Annotated in this window: 12 protein-coding genes; 7 read left to right on the forward strand and 5 right to left on the reverse strand. The window is 73.0% G+C overall.

Annotated features, from left to right (window positions below; all coding sequences use genetic code 11):
- Positions 1-108: 108 nt before the first annotated feature.
- Positions 109-615 carry a MarR family transcriptional regulator gene (locus AB0N17_RS27940; RefSeq protein WP_366014279.1) on the reverse strand — a complete coding sequence of 169 codons (507 nt, stop codon included), beginning with the start codon at positions 613-615 and terminating at the stop codon, positions 109-111.
- Positions 616-730: 115 nt separating this feature from the next.
- Here AB0N17_RS27940 and AB0N17_RS27945 point away from each other — a divergent pair, with 115 nt between their 5' ends.
- From AB0N17_RS27945 to AB0N17_RS27955, 3 genes are all read left to right on the forward strand, one after another.
- Positions 731-1,660, forward strand: a complete 930-nt coding sequence (locus tag AB0N17_RS27945) for an EamA family transporter (protein WP_366014280.1) — start codon at positions 731-733, stop codon at positions 1,658-1,660.
- A gap of 186 nt (positions 1,661-1,846) precedes the next feature.
- Positions 1,847-2,698 (forward strand): DMT family transporter, encoded by an 852-nt coding sequence (locus AB0N17_RS27950; RefSeq protein ID WP_366014372.1) that lies wholly within the window; start codon positions 1,847-1,849, stop codon positions 2,696-2,698.
- Positions 2,699-2,786: 88 nt separating this feature from the next.
- Positions 2,787-3,707: a LysR family transcriptional regulator gene (locus tag AB0N17_RS27955; protein ID WP_366014281.1), complete on the forward strand. Its 921-nt coding sequence runs from the start codon at positions 2,787-2,789 to the stop codon at positions 3,705-3,707.
- Positions 3,708-3,833: 126 nt separating this feature from the next.
- Here AB0N17_RS27955 and pepN read toward each other — a convergent pair whose 3' ends face one another.
- Positions 3,834-6,407 (reverse strand): aminopeptidase N, encoded by a 2,574-nt coding sequence (gene pepN, locus AB0N17_RS27960; RefSeq protein WP_366014282.1) that lies wholly within the window; start codon positions 6,405-6,407, stop codon positions 3,834-3,836.
- A 112-nt stretch (positions 6,408-6,519) separates the two neighbouring features.
- On the opposite strand from pepN, the gene AB0N17_RS27965 reads away from it, so the two are divergent.
- Positions 6,520-6,996, forward strand: a complete 477-nt coding sequence (locus AB0N17_RS27965) for a DUF1203 domain-containing protein (RefSeq protein ID WP_366014283.1) — start codon at positions 6,520-6,522, stop codon at positions 6,994-6,996.
- Positions 6,997-7,031: 35 nt separating this feature from the next.
- On the opposite strand, the gene AB0N17_RS27970 is transcribed toward AB0N17_RS27965, so the two are convergent.
- Positions 7,032-7,910 carry a methyltransferase domain-containing protein gene (locus AB0N17_RS27970; protein ID WP_366014284.1) on the reverse strand — a complete coding sequence of 293 codons (879 nt, stop codon included), beginning with the start codon at positions 7,908-7,910 and terminating at the stop codon, positions 7,032-7,034.
- A 267-nt stretch (positions 7,911-8,177) separates the two neighbouring features.
- Between AB0N17_RS27970 and argG the strand changes: the two genes are divergently transcribed.
- Positions 8,178-9,626: an argininosuccinate synthase gene (argG, locus tag AB0N17_RS27975; RefSeq protein ID WP_366014285.1), complete on the forward strand. Its 1,449-nt coding sequence runs from the start codon at positions 8,178-8,180 to the stop codon at positions 9,624-9,626.
- 120 nt (positions 9,627-9,746) lie between these two features.
- On the opposite strand, the gene AB0N17_RS27980 is transcribed toward argG, so the two are convergent.
- Complete coding sequence (locus AB0N17_RS27980) at positions 9,747-10,766, reverse strand: aspartate-semialdehyde dehydrogenase (protein ID WP_366014286.1); 1,020 nt, start codon at positions 10,764-10,766, stop codon at positions 9,747-9,749.
- 330 nt (positions 10,767-11,096) lie between these two features.
- Between AB0N17_RS27980 and AB0N17_RS27985 the strand changes: the two genes are divergently transcribed.
- Both AB0N17_RS27985 and AB0N17_RS27990 read left to right on the forward strand, forming a co-directional pair.
- Positions 11,097-11,642, forward strand: coding sequence for a sigma-70 family RNA polymerase sigma factor (locus AB0N17_RS27985; RefSeq protein ID WP_366014287.1), 546 nt, complete (start codon positions 11,097-11,099; stop codon positions 11,640-11,642).
- A 1-nt stretch (position 11,643) separates the two neighbouring features.
- Positions 11,644-12,537, forward strand: a complete 894-nt coding sequence (locus AB0N17_RS27990; RefSeq protein WP_366014288.1) for a hypothetical protein — start codon at positions 11,644-11,646, stop codon at positions 12,535-12,537.
- A 60-nt stretch (positions 12,538-12,597) separates the two neighbouring features.
- On the opposite strand, the gene AB0N17_RS27995 is transcribed toward AB0N17_RS27990, so the two are convergent.
- Positions 12,598-15,894 (reverse strand): S8 family serine peptidase, encoded by a 3,297-nt coding sequence (locus AB0N17_RS27995; protein WP_366014289.1) that lies wholly within the window; start codon positions 15,892-15,894, stop codon positions 12,598-12,600.
- Positions 15,895-16,041 lie beyond the last annotated feature (147 nt).

The raw sequence follows: 16,041 nt of genomic DNA on the forward strand, positions 1-16,041 counted from the left end.
CCCGAGTACGCCCAGTACGCGGGTGATCCTCCGCCTTGCGATGCACCGCACCGGACGCCGCGGCCTGATCCGACCTGATCCAAACGAAACCCCCTGGCCCGACAGGGCCTAGTGACCCGCCCCCGGGGTCCCTGCGAGCAGGTCCCGCAGCAGGCCGGCCAGCCGGCCGGCCTGTTCGTCGTCGAGCGTGGAGAGGGCCTCCGTCTGGGCGGCGAGGCCCGCGCCCACCGCCTGGTCGATGACGTCCAGCCCCTTCGGGGTCAGCGTGACCTGGAGGCCGCGGCGGTCGTGCGGGTCGGGGGAGCGGCGCAGCAGGCCGGCCCGCTCCAGCTTGTCGAGGCGGCCGGTCATGCCGCCGGTGGTCAGCATCAGCGTGGCCGACAGCCGGCGCGGGGAGAGGGTGTACGGCTCGCCGGAGCGGCGCAGGGTCGCCAGCACGTCGAACTCGCCTCGTGAGATGCCGTAGGGGGCGTAGGCCTTCTCCATGCGGTCGCTCATGGCCCGGGAGAGGCGGAAGATCCGCCCGAACACCTCCATCGCCCTGGTGTCGAGGTCGGGCCGCACGGCCGCCCACTGGTCGATGATCGCGTCCACGGGATCCCTGCCTGCGCTCATGGGCCGAGTATCGCCCCCGGGACGCTCGACGGCAAGAAAGTGGCTTGACGGAAAGTAGCTTACGACTAAGCTACTTACTATCGAGCTACACCGGCCAGTCCGAAGGGGTCCGATCGTGAAGCGACATGGCACCGTCCTGCTCACCGCCCTGGCGCCCGTCTCCTGGGGCACCACCTACGCCGTCACCACCGAGTTCCTGCCGCCTGACCGTCCCCTGTTCACCGGCCTGATGCGGGCCCTGCCCGCCGGTCTGATGCTGCTCGCCCTCACCCGCGTGCTGCCCCGCGGTGCCTGGTGGGCGAAGGCGGCGGTGCTCGGCGCGCTGAACATCGGCGCCTTCTTCCCCCTGCTGTTCGTGGCGGCGTACCGGCTGCCGGGCGGGATGGCCGCAGTCGTCGGCTCGGCCGGACCGCTGTTCGTCGTCGGCCTCTCGGCGCTGCTGCTCGGCCGGCGGCCGGCCCCGCGCACCCTGGTCACCGGGGTCGCGGCCGCGTTCGGGGTCAGCCTGGTCGTCCTGGAGGGCGCGGGCGCGCTCGACCTCGTCGGAGTGCTCGCGGCGGTCGCGTCCACCGTCTCCATGGCCACCGGCACCGTACTGACCAAGCGCTGGGGCCGTCCGGACGGCGTCGGCCCGCTGACTCTGACGGCCTGGCAGCTCACCGCGGGCGGCCTGCTCATCGCGCCGATCGCCCTGCTCGCCGAGGGTGCCCCGCCCGCCCTCGACGCCCGCGCGGCCGGCGGCTACCTCTACCTCGCCCTGGCCAACACGGCGGTCGCCTACTGGCTGTGGTTCCGCGGCATCGGCCGGCTCACCGCGACCCAGGTGAGCTTCCTCGGTCCGCTCTCCCCGCTGACCGCGGCCGTCGTCGGCTGGGCGGCCCTCGGCCAGACGCTCACCCCGGTGCAACTGACCGGCATGGCCCTGGCGTTCACGGCGACGGCGGCGGCCCAGCTGGGAGGCCGGAAGCCCCGATCGTTCAGTTCAGCTGAAAAGAACGGTCGAAAAGATTCGATGGACCTGACGAATCCTCTCCTGCGACGGTAGGGAACGGCACACCCCGCACCCTCCCCGGAAAGGACCCCTGTGACAGCCGTCGTGCACCGGACGACCACCACGACCTCCCCCGCCGCGACCTCCCCCGCCTCCGCGACCACCACCGCGCGCACCCGCGCCCTCGGCATCCGCGCCCGGCGCCCCCGCGCCCCGCGCACCCGCGAGGCCGCCGCCCCCCTGCTCGGCCTCGCCTGCGCCGCGCTCGCCACGATCGTCTGGTCCGGCAGCTTCGTCACCTCCCGCGGCCTGCACGACAGCGTCCCGCCCGTCCAGCACGCCTTCTGGCGCTGGGTGATCGCCCTGCTCGCCGTCGCCCCCTTCGGTGCCCGGCGGGCCTGGCGGCAGCGGGCCCTGATCCGCCGGCACGGCCGTTACGTCCTCCTCGCCTCGCTGCTCGGCGTGGCCGTCTACAACACCCTGGTCAACCAGGCCGGGCTGTCCACGCCGGCCGCCACCATGGGCATGATCATGGCGGCCTCGCCTGTGCTGATGGCGCTGTTCGAGCGGCTGGGCGGCGCACGGCTCGGCGGGCGGCGCACCACCGGGCTGCTCATCGCCTGCGGCGGTGTGGCGCTGCTGGTCGGCGGCGGCGCGGCCTTCTCGCCCGGCGACCTGTGGATGATCGCCGCGGCCTGCTGCTTCGCCGGCTACAGCGCGCTGCTGCGCCGCAAGCCCGCCGAACTGGGCGGCGCGGCCTTCCTGTTCACCACGTTCCTGGCCGGCACCGTCCTGCTGCTGCCCGTCCAGGCCGCGAGCCTCGCCCTCCAGGGCGGCTTCAGCCCGGCCCCCGGCACGGTGCTGCCCCTGCTCTACGTCGGCGTGGCCTCCTCCGCCCTCGCCTTCTTCGGCTGGAACAAGGCCATCGCCCTGATCGGCGCGACCCGCGCCGGCATCGTCTACTACCTCCAGCCGGTGTGCGTGGCCCTGCTGTCCTGGGCCGTCCTCGGCGAGACGACCGGCCTGCCTCAGCTGCTGTCGATGGCGCTGATCCTGGGCGGGGTCGTCCTGGGTGCGGGATCCCGGCGGTGACCGCGGGCCGCGCCGGCGCGAAGGGGCCGGCGCGCGGTGAGCCCGGTCGCCCGGCAGCGGTGGCCGCGGCCGCGTGTACCGTGCGCGCATGGCCGAGTGGGACCTGAGGAAGCTGCACATCCTGCGCACCCTGCGCGAGCGCGGCACCGTGACCGCGACGGCCGAGGCCCTGCACATGACCCCCTCGGCGGTCTCCCAGCAGCTGACCAACCTCGCCGACCGGCTCGGGGTGCCCCTGCTGGAGGCCCACGGCCGCAGGGTCCGGCTCACCGACGCGGCCCGGCTGGTGCTGGCGCACGCCGAGGCGGTGTTCGAGCAACTGGAGCGCGCCGACGCGGCGCTCGCCGCCTACGCGCAGGGCGAGGCCGGCGAGGTCAGGGTCGGCGCCTTCTCGACCGCCGTCCCCGCCCTGGTCGTCCCCGCCGTACGGGTGCTGCGGGACACGCACCCGCGGGTCACCGTGCGCATACGGGAGGCGGAGGCCGCCGAGGCCTACGACCTGCTGGCCGCCGGTGACGTCGACCTCGCCCTCTCCCTGGCGGCCGAGGCCCCGAGCGCCGCCGACCCCCGCTTCACCCGCGTGCCCCTGCTGACCGACCCCCTCGACGTGGCTCTGCCGCCCGGCCACCCGCTGGCCGGCGCCGCCCCCCTGAAGCTGACCGATCTGGCCGCGGAACCCTGGATCTTCGGCGGCAGCGGTCCCTGGTCGGACATCACCCGCCGCGCCTGCGAGGCGGCCGGCTTCAGCCCTCACCAGGGCCACTCGGCCTCGGGCTGGACGGCGATCCTCGCCATGGTGGGGGCGGGGATGGGCGTGGCCCTGGTCCCGCGGATGGCGGCCGGGCGCCGGGCCGGTGTCGTGCTGCGCGAACTGACCACGGACCGCCCCGTCCGGCACGTGGTGGCGGCGGTTCGCAGGGGCGGCGAGACGGGCCCGCCGGTGGCCCGGGTGCTGGAGGCCCTGCGGGACGCGGCGGCCCGGCCGCCGGCACCGCGACGAGAGGCCTGACCGAGGCGGAAAAGGCGGGGGCGCCCGGTGCCGACAGCACCGGGCGCCCCGTCATCCAGACGACGACCTCACGCAGGACCGTACGGATGACCTCACGCAGGACCGTACGGATGACCGTGCGAACGACTACTTCGCCGCCGCGTCCGCCGCCTGGGCCTTCAGGGCCCGCTCGACGCCCGCGCGGGACTCCGAGACGAGGCGGCGCAGGGCCGCGTTCGGCTCGGCCGCGGTCAACCAGGCGTCCGTCCTGGCCAGGGTGGCCTCGGACACCTGGACCGACGGGTACAGGCCGATCGCGATCTGCTGGGCGATCTCGTGCGAACGGGCGTCCCAGACGTCCTTGACGACCTCGAAGTACCGCTCCGCGTACGACGCCAGCAGCTCGCGCTGGTCGGTCTGCACGAAGCCGCCGATCACGGCCTCCTGCACGGCGTTCGGCAGCTTGTCGGAGTCGATGACCGACGACCAGGCCTCTTCCTTGGCCTCCGGCGTCGGACGGGCCGCGCGGGCGGTGGCCGCGTGCCGCTCACCGGCGGCCGTCTTGTCCCGCTCGTACTCGGCGGCGATCTCCGCCTCGTCGAACCGGCCGACCGCCGCGAGGCGCTCCACGAACGCCCAGCGCAGCTCGGTGTCCACGACCAGGCCCTCGACGGTCTGCGTGCCCTCCAGCAGCGCCTCCAGCAGGTCCAGCTGCTCGGGCGTGCGCGCGGTGCCCGCGAACGCCCGCGCCCAGGCCAGCTGGTGGTCGCTGCCCGCCTCGGCCGCGCGCAGGTGCGCCAGCGTGGCATCGGTCCAGCGGGTCAGCAGGGACTCGCGCGCGGCCGGGTCCGCGTACAGGTCGATCGCCAGCTTGACCTGACGGTGCAGCGACTGCACCACGCCGATGTCGGACTCCTTGCCGATGCCGGACAGCACCAGCGAGAGGTAGTCGCGGGTGGCCAGCTCGGCGTCCCGGGTCATGTCCCAGGCCGAGGCCCAGCACAGGGCGCGCGGCAGCGAGGCGTCGAAGTCGCCGAGGTGCTCGGTGACGAACGCCAGCGACTCCTCGTCCAGGCGGACCTTCGCGTACGACAGGTCGTCGTCGTTCAGCAGGATCACCGCCGGACGGCGCTTGCCCGTCAGCTGCGGCACGGCCGTCAGCTCGCCGTCGACGTCCAGCTCGACCCGCTCGGTGCGCACCAGCTTGCCGGTCGCCTCGTCGAGGTCGTACAGGCCGATCGCGATGCGGTGCGGGCGCAGGACCGGCTCGCCCTTGGCGCCGGCGGGCAGGGCGGGGGCCTCCTGGCGGACGGCGAAGGCCGTGACCACACCGGACCCGTCCGTCTCCACCTCCGGACGCAGCACGTTGATGCCGGCCGTCTCCAGCCACTTCTTCGACCAGGTCTTCAGGTCGCGGCCGGAGGTCTCCTCCAGGGCACCCAGCAGGTCGGACAGACGGGTGTTGCCGAACGCGTGCCGCTTGAAATAGGCCTGCACGCCCGTGAAGAACTCGTCCTCGCCGACGTACGCGACGAGCTGCTTGAGCACGCTCGCGCCCTTGGCGTAGGTGATGCCGTCGAAGTTGACGAGCACGTCGTCCAGGTCGCGGATGTCCGCCATGATCGGGTGCGTGGACGGCAGCTGGTCCTGCCGGTACGCCCAGGTCTTCATGGAGTTCGCGAACGTGGTCCACGAGTGCGGCCAGCGCGAGCCGGGCGCGGCGGCCTGGCAGGCGATGGAGGTGTAGGTGGCGAACGACTCGTTCAGCCAGAGGTCGTTCCACCACTCCATGGTGACCAGGTCGCCGAACCACATGTGGGCCAGCTCGTGCAGGATGGTCTCGGCGCGCAGCTCGTAGGCGGCGTCGGTGACCTTGGAGCGGAAGACGTACTGGTCGCGGATGGTGACCGCGCCCGCGTTCTCCATCGCGCCCGCGTTGAACTCGGGCACGAACAGCTGGTCGTACTTCGCGAACGGGTACCGGTAGTCGAACTTCTCCTGGAACCAGTCGAAGCCCTGCCGGGTCACCTCGAAGACGGCGTCCGCGTCGAGGTACTCCGCGAGCGAGGGCCGGCAGTAGATGCCGAGCGGCACGGACTGGCCGTCCTTCTCGTACACGCTGTGCACGGAGTGGTACGGGCCCACGATCAGCGCGGTGATGTACGACGAGATGCGCGGGGTCGGCTCGAAGACCCAGACGTTGTCCTGGGGTTCCGGGGTCGGCGAGTTGGAAATGACCGTCCAGCCCTCGGGCGCCTTCACGGTGAACTGGAAGGTGGCCTTCAGGTCGGGCTGCTCGAAGGAGGCGAACACCCGGCGGGCGTCCGGCACCTCGAACTGGGTGTAGAGGTAGGCCTGCTCGTCCACCGGGTCGATGAAGCGGTGCAGGCCCTCGCCGGTGTTGGTGTAGGCGCAGTCGGCGACGACCCGCAGGACGTTGCGCCCCTCCAGCAGTCCGGGCAGCGCGATCCGCGAGTCCTTGAAGACCTCGGAGGGCTCCAGCCGGTCGCCGTTGAGGACCACCTCGTGGACGGTCGGGGCCACCAGGTCGATGAAGGACTCGGCGTCGCCGCGGGCGACGTCGAAGCGCACCGTGGAAACGGACCGGTAGGTGCCGCCCTCCTGCGCGCCGGAGAGGTCGAGATCGATCTCGTACGAGTCAACGGTGAGCAGCTCGGCCCGCTGCTGCGCCTCTTCGCGAGTCAGGTTTGTGCCAGGCACGCGGTCATCTCCTCGTTATGTGTCGGTTGCGCCATCCTTCCATGCGATCGACGGGGAAGGCGATGTCCGGTTCCCGCCGGTGAGCGCGGCGGCGCGGCGGGACGCTGGGGACATGACCGACCGCACCGCACGCCCCGTCACCCCCGAGGTCCTGAAGTCCCTGCGCGTCGCCGACGACGCGGGCCGGCCCCCGGCCCCCTTCACCGACGCGGAGGGCGGTGCTCCGCTGCGCTGTTGCCTGCGGCACAGCACCGCCGGCGAGCTGATCGCCCTGGTGTCGTACGCCCCGCTGCGCCGCTGGGCGGCCGAGACGGGCGCCGACCCCGGCGCCTACGACGAGCAGGGCCCGGTGTTCATCCACGCCCGGGAGTGCCCCGGCCCGGCGGACACCGGCCTGCCCTTCACCCACGCCCACCGCACCGTGCGCCGCTACTCGGCCGACGGCCGGATCCTCGGCGGTCGGCTGGTGGCGGCCGGGGAGAGCTTCCAGGAGGCCTTCGCGCAGGCCTTCTCCGACCCGGAGGTGGCGCTCGTCCACGTCCGGGCGGTGGAGTACGGGTGCTTCCTGTACGAGGTCCGGCGGGCCTAGGGCCTGTCCACCGGCCGAAGGCTGAGGGGACACCCCTAGCAGCCGGTGCCCTCCGCGGTCCGGGCGCGGCGCCGGTAGGCCGTGGCCCGTACGGAGACGGTGACCGTGCCGGGCAGGAGGCCGGCACCGGCCGCGTCCGCCGGATCCAGGTGGCGCGCGCTCGGCGTCATCCCCACCAGGTCGGTGGCCTCCGTGGGGCCGAGGGGGAGCGGGTAGTCGACCTCCTCGGTGGCGGCGGGCTCGAAGAAGGGGGCCAGCGCCCGCCGCAGCCGCCGTTCCTTGGCCGGGTCGACCGTGATCATCCCGGGTACCCGGCCGCGCAGCTCGGCGAGGTGCCGGTCCGTGGGACGTACGACGACCAGCCGGCCGGACGGGCGCAGCACCCGGTGGAACTCGGAGGGGTTGCGCGGGGCGAACACGTCCAGCACGACGTCGGCCGCCCCGTCGGCCAGCGGAAAGGGGCGGAAGACGTCCCAGGACACCGCGGCGGCCCGGTCGTGGGCCCGGGCCGCCGCGCGCAGGGCGCGCGCCGAGGTGTCCAGTCCCAGGCCCCGGGCCGAGGGCAGCCGGTCGAGGACGCCGGCGAGGTAGTAGCCGGTGCCGCATCCGACGTCCACGACGGTGCCCCGCCCGGGCAGGGCGGCGGCCGCCAGGCGGGCCACGGCCCGCCGGACGGGCTCGTAGGCGCCGGTGGACAGGAACCGGTCCCGGGACCGGACCATGGCCGCGTCGTCGCCGCTGGTGGCGGGGGTGCCGGTGAGGAGGCCGACGTAGCCGTGCCGGGCGATGTCGAAGGCGTGACCCGCCGGGCAGCGCAGGGCGCCCCGGCCGGGGCGAAGACGGGGTGCGCGGCAGGCCGGGCAGCGCAGCAGGGTGAGGAACGGTTCGAGGGCAGGCGGATGCGACGCGGGCATGAGGAACTCCTGGTGACGTGAAGGGAAGGAGTCGTGCCTGCGGGCGCGCGGAGGCGCTGCCCCGGGACGGGGCGCCTCAGGGCAGGCACGCCGAGGAGGGCGACGCCGTCCTGCGTCGCCCTCGGTGTCCTCCGGTCACAGGAAGCGGTGCGGAGTGCTCGTGAATGCCACGCGGTCAGTCTAGGAATCGGGGCGCGGCGCTCGTACGGGGGAGCCCCGGACCAGCCGGGCTATGCATGACCATGCGGGATGCTGCATACTCTTTCTATGTCCAAGGTCCTCACTTCCCTTCCGGTCGGCGAACGCGTCGGCATCGCCTTCTCCGGCGGCCTCGACACCTCGGTCGCCGTCGCGTGGATGCGCGACAAGGGCGCCATCCCGTGCACCTACACCGCCGACATCGGCCAGTACGACGAGCCCGACATCGCCTCGGTGCCCGGCCGTGCGACGAGCTACGGCGCCGAGGTCGCGCGCCTGGTCGACTGCCGGGCGGCCCTGGTCGAGGAGGGGCTGGCCGCGCTCGCCTGCGGCGCGTTCCACATCCGCTCGGGCGGGCGCGCCTACTTCAACACCACGCCCCTCGGCCGGGCCGTCACCGGCACCCTGCTGGTCCGGGCGATGCTCGAGGACGACGTGCAGATCTGGGGCGACGGCTCCACCTTCAAGGGCAACGACATCGAGCGGTTCTACCGCTACGGCCTGCTCGCCAACCCCCACCTGCGGATCTACAAGCCGTGGCTGGACTCGGACTTCGTCACCGAGCTGGGCGGCCGCAAGGAGATGTCGGAGTGGCTGGTCGCCCACGGGCTGCCCTACCGCGACAGCACCGAGAAGGCGTACTCCACCGACGCCAACATCTGGGGCGCCACCCACGAGGCCAAGACCCTGGAGCACCTGGACACCGGCGTCGAGACCGTCGAGCCGATCATGGGCGTGCGGTTCTGGGACCCCGCGGTCGAGATCGCCCCGGAGGACGTGACGATCGGCTTCGACCAGGGCCGCCCGGTGACCGTCAACGGCAAGGAGTTCGCCTCCCCCGTCGAGCTGGTCATGGAGGCCAACGCCATCGGCGGCCGGCACGGACTCGGCATGTCGGACCAGATCGAGAACCGGATCATCGAGGCCAAGAGCCGCGGCATCTACGAGGCCCCCGGCATGGCCCTGCTGCACGCCGCCTACGAGCGCCTGGTCAACGCCATCCACAACGAGGACACCCTCGCCCAGTACCACAACGAGGGCCGCAAGCTCGGCCGTCTCATGTACGAGGGCCGCTGGCTGGACCCGCAGGCGCTGATGATCCGCGAGTCGCTGCAGCGCTGGGTCGGCGCGGCGGTCACCGGTGAGGTCACGCTGCGACTGCGGCGCGGCGAGGACTACTCGCTCCTCGACACCACCGGCCCGGCGTTCAGCTACCACCCGGACAAGCTGTCCATGGAGCGCACCGAGGACTCCGCGTTCGGCCCCGCGGACCGCATCGGCCAGCTCACCATGCGCAACCTCGACATCGCGGACTCCCGCGCCCGCCTGGAACAGTACGCGGGTCTGGGCATGGTCGGCACCGAGCACCCGGCGCTGATCGGCGCGGCCCAGGCCGCCTCCACCGGCCTGATCGGCGCGATGCCCCAGGGCGGCGCCGAGGCGATCGCCTCCCGCGGCGAGGTCACGGAGGAGGACGCGCTGCTCGACCGCGCCGCGATGGAGTCCGGCACGGACTGATCCCCTCCCCGCACACCGCTCCACGGCCCCGGCGGCCCCTCACCGCCGGGGCCGTGCGCGTCCGGGGACACGACAGGGGCGGTCACGCGACCGTGACCGCCCCTGCGCCGGAGAACCGGCCTACTTCTCGGACAGCTCCGCCGCCACCAGCTCCGCGATCTGCACCGCGTTCAGCGCGGCGCCCTTGCGGAGGTTGTCGTTGGAGATGAACAGCGCGAGGCCGTTCTCCACCGTCTCGTCGGCGCGGATGCGGCCGACGAACGACGGGTCCTGACCGGCCGCCTGGAGCGGGGTCGGGATGTCGGAGAGGGCGACGCCGGGGGCCTTGGCGAGCAGTTCCGTCGCGCGCTCCGGGGAGATCGGGCGGGCGAAGCGGGCGTGGACCTGCAGGGAGTGGCCGGAGAAGACCGGGACACGCACGCAGGTGCCGGAGACCTTCAGGCCGGGGATCTCCAGGATCTTGCGGGACTCGTTGCGCAGCTTCTGCTCCTCGTCGGTCTCGTTCAGACCGTCGTCGACGAGGTTGCCGGCCAGCGGGAGCACGTTGAAGGCGATGGGCCGCTTGTAGACGTTCGGCTCGGGGAAGTCGACCGCCGCGCCGTCGTGCGTCAGCTTGTCGGCCTCGGCGGCCACCTTCTGCACCTGGCCGTGCAGCTCGGCCACGCCCGCGAGACCCGAGCCGGACACCGCCTGGTAGGTGGCGACGACCAGCGCCTCCAGGCCGGCCTCCTCGTGCAGCGGCCGCAGGACCGGCATCGCGGCCATCGTGGTGCAGTTCGGGTTGGCGATGATGCCCTTGGGGCGGTCGGCGACCGCGTGCGGGTTCACCTCGGAGACCACCAGCGGGACCTCGGGGTCCTTGCGCCAGGCGGAGGAGTTGTCGATCACGACGGCGCCCTGGGAGGCGACCTTCTCGGCCAGCGCCCGGGAGGTGGCGCCGCCCGCGGAGAAGAGCACGATGTCCAGGCCGGTGTAGTCGGCGGTCGTCGCGTCCTCCACCGTCACGCCGTCCAGCACGGTGCCGGCCGAGCGGGCCGAGGCGAACAGACGCAGCTCCGTCACCGGGAAGTTCCGCTCCGTGAGGATCCTGCGCATGACCGTGCCGACCTGACCGGTGGCTCCGACGATTCCGACCCTCACGGTGTCTCCCTCTGTGTGTCTCTGCATGACCGGGGCATTTCCATCATGCGGCCGACCCCGGTCCACCTGTCCAATTTATTGCGAGGCGTGCCCGAAGGGTGGGACACGATCACCCGGCGGACGGTTCCGTACGTCCGCCGGTCACCCCCTCTGAGCTGGAGAAATTACCTCCGCCGGGCGCCCGGGCCGCAAGCTGTGCTGTCCCGTCCCTGCCCGTACGGATTCCGGCCACACGGCGGTGTGACGTACGCCTCTGCGGAGCCGGGGGACGTGGTCGAACGTTTCGGCTCGCTGCCACGTCGTAGGGGAAACGCGTGAGGGGGGTGGCCTGTGCTGCGCGGAAGGGCGCGCCGCGACCAGGGGGCGTACGCCGGTGCGGACCGCATCGGCGACGACCCGCTGGACGCGGCCCAGGAACGCCGGGTGCGGGCGGTGCTCGCGCTCGGCGGGGTGCCGCAGTCGGACCTGCCGGACGGGGTGCAGCAGGTCCGGCTGCGGCTGCTGGAGCGGACCGCGAACGGCGGGGAGGCACCGCGGGACGTGTCGGCGTGGGCGGCGGTGGTCGCCTCCAACCTGGCCATGGACTGGCACCGGGCCAAGCGGCGCCAGGAGCGACTGGGGGAGCGGCTGGCCGCGCTGCACGAGCCCGTGCACCCCTCCGGCGAGGAGACCAGCCTGCTCTCCCTCGCCGTCGCCCGGGGCCTGGACGAACTGCCCGCCGCCCAGCGGCAGGTGGTCGTGCTGCGCTTCTTCGCCGACCTGCCCGTCCGGGGCATCGCCGAGGAGCTGGGCATCCCCGAAGGCACGGTCAAGAGCAGGCTGCACACGGCGGTCCGCGCCCTGCGCGACCGCCTGCACGAGGACGAGGTGGTGTGACGTGACCGCCGAACAGGGAGGCGCGCAGGGCGCCGGGAGCACCGGGAGCGCCGGGAGCACCGGGGAGTACGGCGGTATGGACGCGCTGATGGCCGCGATCACCGGGGACCCGCTGCCACCGGAGGCCCACGGGGACCCCGCCTTCCTCGCCGAGCACCGGGCGGCCGAGGCCGATGTGACGGTGCTGAGGGAACAGCTGGCCCGGCTGGCGGAGACGCTGACCGGGGAGGAGCGGGAAGCGGAGGCGGACGACCGGCCGCAGGCCGCCGAGCACCGTTCCACCGACTCCCGTTCCGGAGCGCGTGCCCGCGCCGGAAGGCGTCCCGCGAGCCCGGGTCCCCGCCCTCCGCGCCCCGGGCGGCCCTCCGGTCCCCGCCGGGCGGGGCGGATCGCGCTCGGGGCGCTCGCCGGTGCCGGGGTCTTCGCGCTGGCCCTCGGGTTCGGCTGGGTGGTGACGCACTCCGGCGGCTCGGACGACAGCAGCGCCGCCGGCGCCGCGGACAACGACAAGCGGGCCGACGCGGCGGGGTCGAAGGCCTCCGGGGACGGCGGGCGGCCGTCGGACCCGGCGCAGGAACTGGCCTGCTCCCGGCTGGTCGTGGAGGGCACCGTGACCGGGGTGGTGCCGCAGAAGGCGTCCCCCTGGAGCCGGGTCACGCTGAAGGTGATCCGCTCCTACAAGCCCGCGCACGGGCCCGCGGAGGTCGGCTTCCTGCTCGACGGCGGCGCGGAGCCGGCCCCGCGCACGGGACAGCACGTGCTCGTCCGGGTCGGCACGGGACAGCGGGACGCGAGCCTGTGGGCCGTCGGCGACACCCGCGTGGCCGTCGCCCGGTCCTGGATCACCGAGGCGCTGCCCGGGTCCCGGCACACGGCCTGCCCGTCCGGCGGGTGAGAAGACGGGAAGGGGCGGGTGCCCGCACGGACACCCGCCCCTGGCGCGGTCACCCCGTGGCTACGGCGTGACCTTCCCGATCTGCACGCTGCCGGTGCCCGCGACCGTGCCGCGCGCGTTCACCAGCTGCACCTGGCCGAAGAACTCACGGCCGGCCGGGGCCTGGTCGGCGGCCGTGACCTGCCCGGTCACCGTGGCCGAGTCACCCGTGCCGAGCCTGACCGGCGCCGAGCCGTCGACCGTGACCGAGCCGAGCGTGGGGGAGAAGAACACGTCCCGGTAGTCGTAGTCGGTCGAACCGGACGGGACCGAGTAGCCCACCACCTTGATGGTGTACGTACCGGCGGCCGGGGACGCGAGGGACACCGCCTCCTCCGAGTCGCCGTCGGCGGACTGGGCGACCTGCTTGCCGCTCGCGTCGTACACCGTCAGGTCGAGGTCGGCCGCCGTGTCCGAGACGCCCCCGATGGCGACGTCCAGGGACTTGGCGCCGGCCGGGACCTCCACCGTGGTGGTCTGCGTCTCGCCCTGCTTGATGGCCGGCCGGGCCGACTTGGCCGAGCCGAGCGGACCGCCGACGAGCGTGCCGTCGAGGGCCGCGTACCGGTTGGTGACCTTCCAGCTCGCGGCGGCCGGGCTGCCCACCTTGGCCTCGGGCACGGTCACGGTCTGCGGGTCGAAGGCCGCGCCGAGGACGGAGACGTCCAGCGTGTACGGGTTGTCCAGCAGCGGCGAGGTCCGGCGCGCCTCGACCTCGACCTCCCAGACGCCGGGCTGCGGGTCGGCGTAGGAGCGCACGTCGGGCTTGCAGCCGTTGCCGTCCAGGTAGTTCGGGTAGCAGTACGGGGTGCCGGTGTTGTCGACCGGGACGCCGTAGGGGTGGATGGCGATGAACCGGGTCTGGCTCTTGTCCTTCAGCCCGCCGATCGCCACCTCCAGCGACTTCGCGCCCTCGGGCACGGTGAGGAAGTACGACCGCGTGCTGTTGCGCTGCACCGAACCCGACGCCGCGTACGTGTACTGCACGGGCTCCGAGACCACGACCGTCGTCAGGATCTGCTTGTCGATCCCCTCGGTGCTCGGGTCGTCGACCTCCAGGATGGCGCTCTTCAGGCCCGCGGACTCCGGGGCCGCCTGGACCTTGACGGTCACCGGCTGGTTCAGCGGCAGCCGCACCACGTCGTCGCCGACGATCCGGAAGGTGTGCCCGGCGTTGTTCTCGAAGTGCAGCTCGTGCCGGACCGCCTTGTCGGGGCCGGAGGTACGGGTGATCGTGACGTCGTACGTCTTCTTCTGACCCGCCTTCAGGCCGCCCTCGCGGTCGTACAGGCCGGTGCCGAAGCCGGGGGTCTTCAGGGCGTCGTCGATCGCGGTGTCGACCGGGGCCTTGACGGTGTAGTCGTGGGCCTCGGCGCCGTCGCGGACGGCGTCCCAGGCGTCCACGACGTTGATCAGTCCGGCGCCCTCCTCGTACGCCTGCACGCCCTTGATGTGGTCGGCCGTCGAGGTCAGCGCGGTGCGCAGCGTGGCCGGTGCCAGCTCGATGCCCTTCTGCTTCGCGGCCGACAGCAGCAGCGCGGAGGCGCCGGTGGCCTGCGGGGAGGCCATCGAGGTGCCCTGGAGCATCGAGTAGCCGGCCGGCAGCGAGTAGCCCGCCTCGGCGACGGGGGAGCCGGGCAGCCAGGTCTGGGTGCTGTTGATCGCGGCGCCGGGCGCGACCAGTGTCGGCGTGAAGCCGCCGTCCTCCCGCGGGCCGCGCGAGGAGAAGGGCATCATCTGGTACTTCTTCTCCACGGCCGAGCCGTAGTTCGCGGCCCAGGTCTCCTTGGAGATGGCCGCGCCGACCGAGATCACCTTGTCGGCGAGACCGGGGTCGCCGATGGTGTTGGCGCCGGGGCCGGAGTTGCCCGCGGAGATCACCAGCTGGACGCCGTAGGTGTCGATGAGCCGGGTGTACAGCTCGGCGCGCGCGTTGTTGCCGTCGTTCAGCGCGGGCAGGCCGCCGATCGACATGTTGACGATGTCGACGCCGCGGTTCGCGACCAGGTCGATCATGCCCTCGGTGAGGGCCACGTTGGTGCAGCCGCCGGTCCAGGTGCAGGCGCGCGAGGAGACGATCTTCGCGCCGGGGGCGGCGCCGTTCATCTTCCCGCCGAACAGGCCGTTGGCGGCGGTGATGCCGGCCACGTGGGTGCCGTGCTCGGACTCGATGACGCCGATGTTGACGAAGTCGGCCTTCTTGCCGACCCAGGACCCGCCGTAGGGGTCCATCGGCACGTCCTTGCGGATCTGCACGACGAACGGCACCCGCTCGGCGACGTCGGTCTTCGGGTCGTCCGTGCCGAAGTAGCCGACCTGGTAACCGTCCTTGTACGGCTTCATCGCGGTGTCGTCGGTGAAGTCGTGGTCGTTGTCCAGGTCGACGGTGACCGTGCCGGCGGCCGGGTCGTAGAGCACGCCCCAGCTGTCGGTGGTGTCGCCGTCGCGGTTCAGGTCGCCCTTCTCGTCGCCGCCGGTGGTCGCGGACTCCTTGAAGGTGCTGATCTCGTACGAGCCGGCGGGCGCCGTCCAGGTCGCGCCGCCGTAGCCGAAGCTCGGGCCGGAGACCGCGGTGACCATGGGGCGCCAGGTGGCGTCGCTGTCCACGATCGGGTCGGTCGAGGTGACCCAGTCGACGATCTTGCGTTCGCCGGTGGAGGTCTTCTGCAGCGCCGGGTGGCCGAGGTCGACGCCGGAGTCGAGGATGCCGATGGTGACACCGCGGCCGTCGGCCTTCGGGTGCTCCCTGACGAAATCGACGGCGCCGGTCTCGAAGGACGGGTTGTACGGGTTCTCCGCCGGGGTGTTCTTGCCGGGAGCGGAGTAACCGCCGGCCGCGTGAGCGCCGCCCGCGTCCTCGGCGGTGCCGGGCGCCGGGTCGTCGAGGGGGATCTCCTGCCGGAGGTCGATGGCCTGTACCGAGGACAGCTCGGCGGCGGCCGCGATGGCCGAGTCCGCCCTGGCGGTCGGCACGGTGGCGCGGACGTAGCCGAGCTTGTCGTACGTGCGGCCCACGGAGCCGCCCTTGACGGCGTCCAGCTGCTCGGCGACCTGCTCGGTCCGGCCGGGCGCCGTCGCGATCATCATGGTGACGGTCTTGTCACCGGCCGCCTTCGCCTCGGCCAGCAGGTCGGCGTCGTCCGAACCCAGCTTGTCGTGGGCGGACTTGACGCCGGCTGCGGGGGCGGCGGCCGGTGCGTCCGCGGCGAGCGCCAGGGGGACGGGGCCCGCCGCGGAGAGGGCGGCGACCACGCCCACGGCCACGGCTATGCGGGCCAGGCGTCTCGGGCCGGGTATGGGATCGGGGGTGTGGGTCATCGGCATCCCTTGCAGGTGAGGAATCCAGTGCCGGACGAGCGCACAGCCTTACCCAAGGGACGGAACTTTGGTGTCCGTTGACCAAAACGAAATGCATGTATGGGGAAAACCCGCGATGGGTTCTGACCGGAAAAGTCCCCCTGTGGA

Source organism: Streptomyces sp. NPDC051133 (genome assembly GCF_040682635.1).
GTDB lineage: Bacteria > Actinomycetota > Actinomycetes > Streptomycetales > Streptomycetaceae > Streptomyces.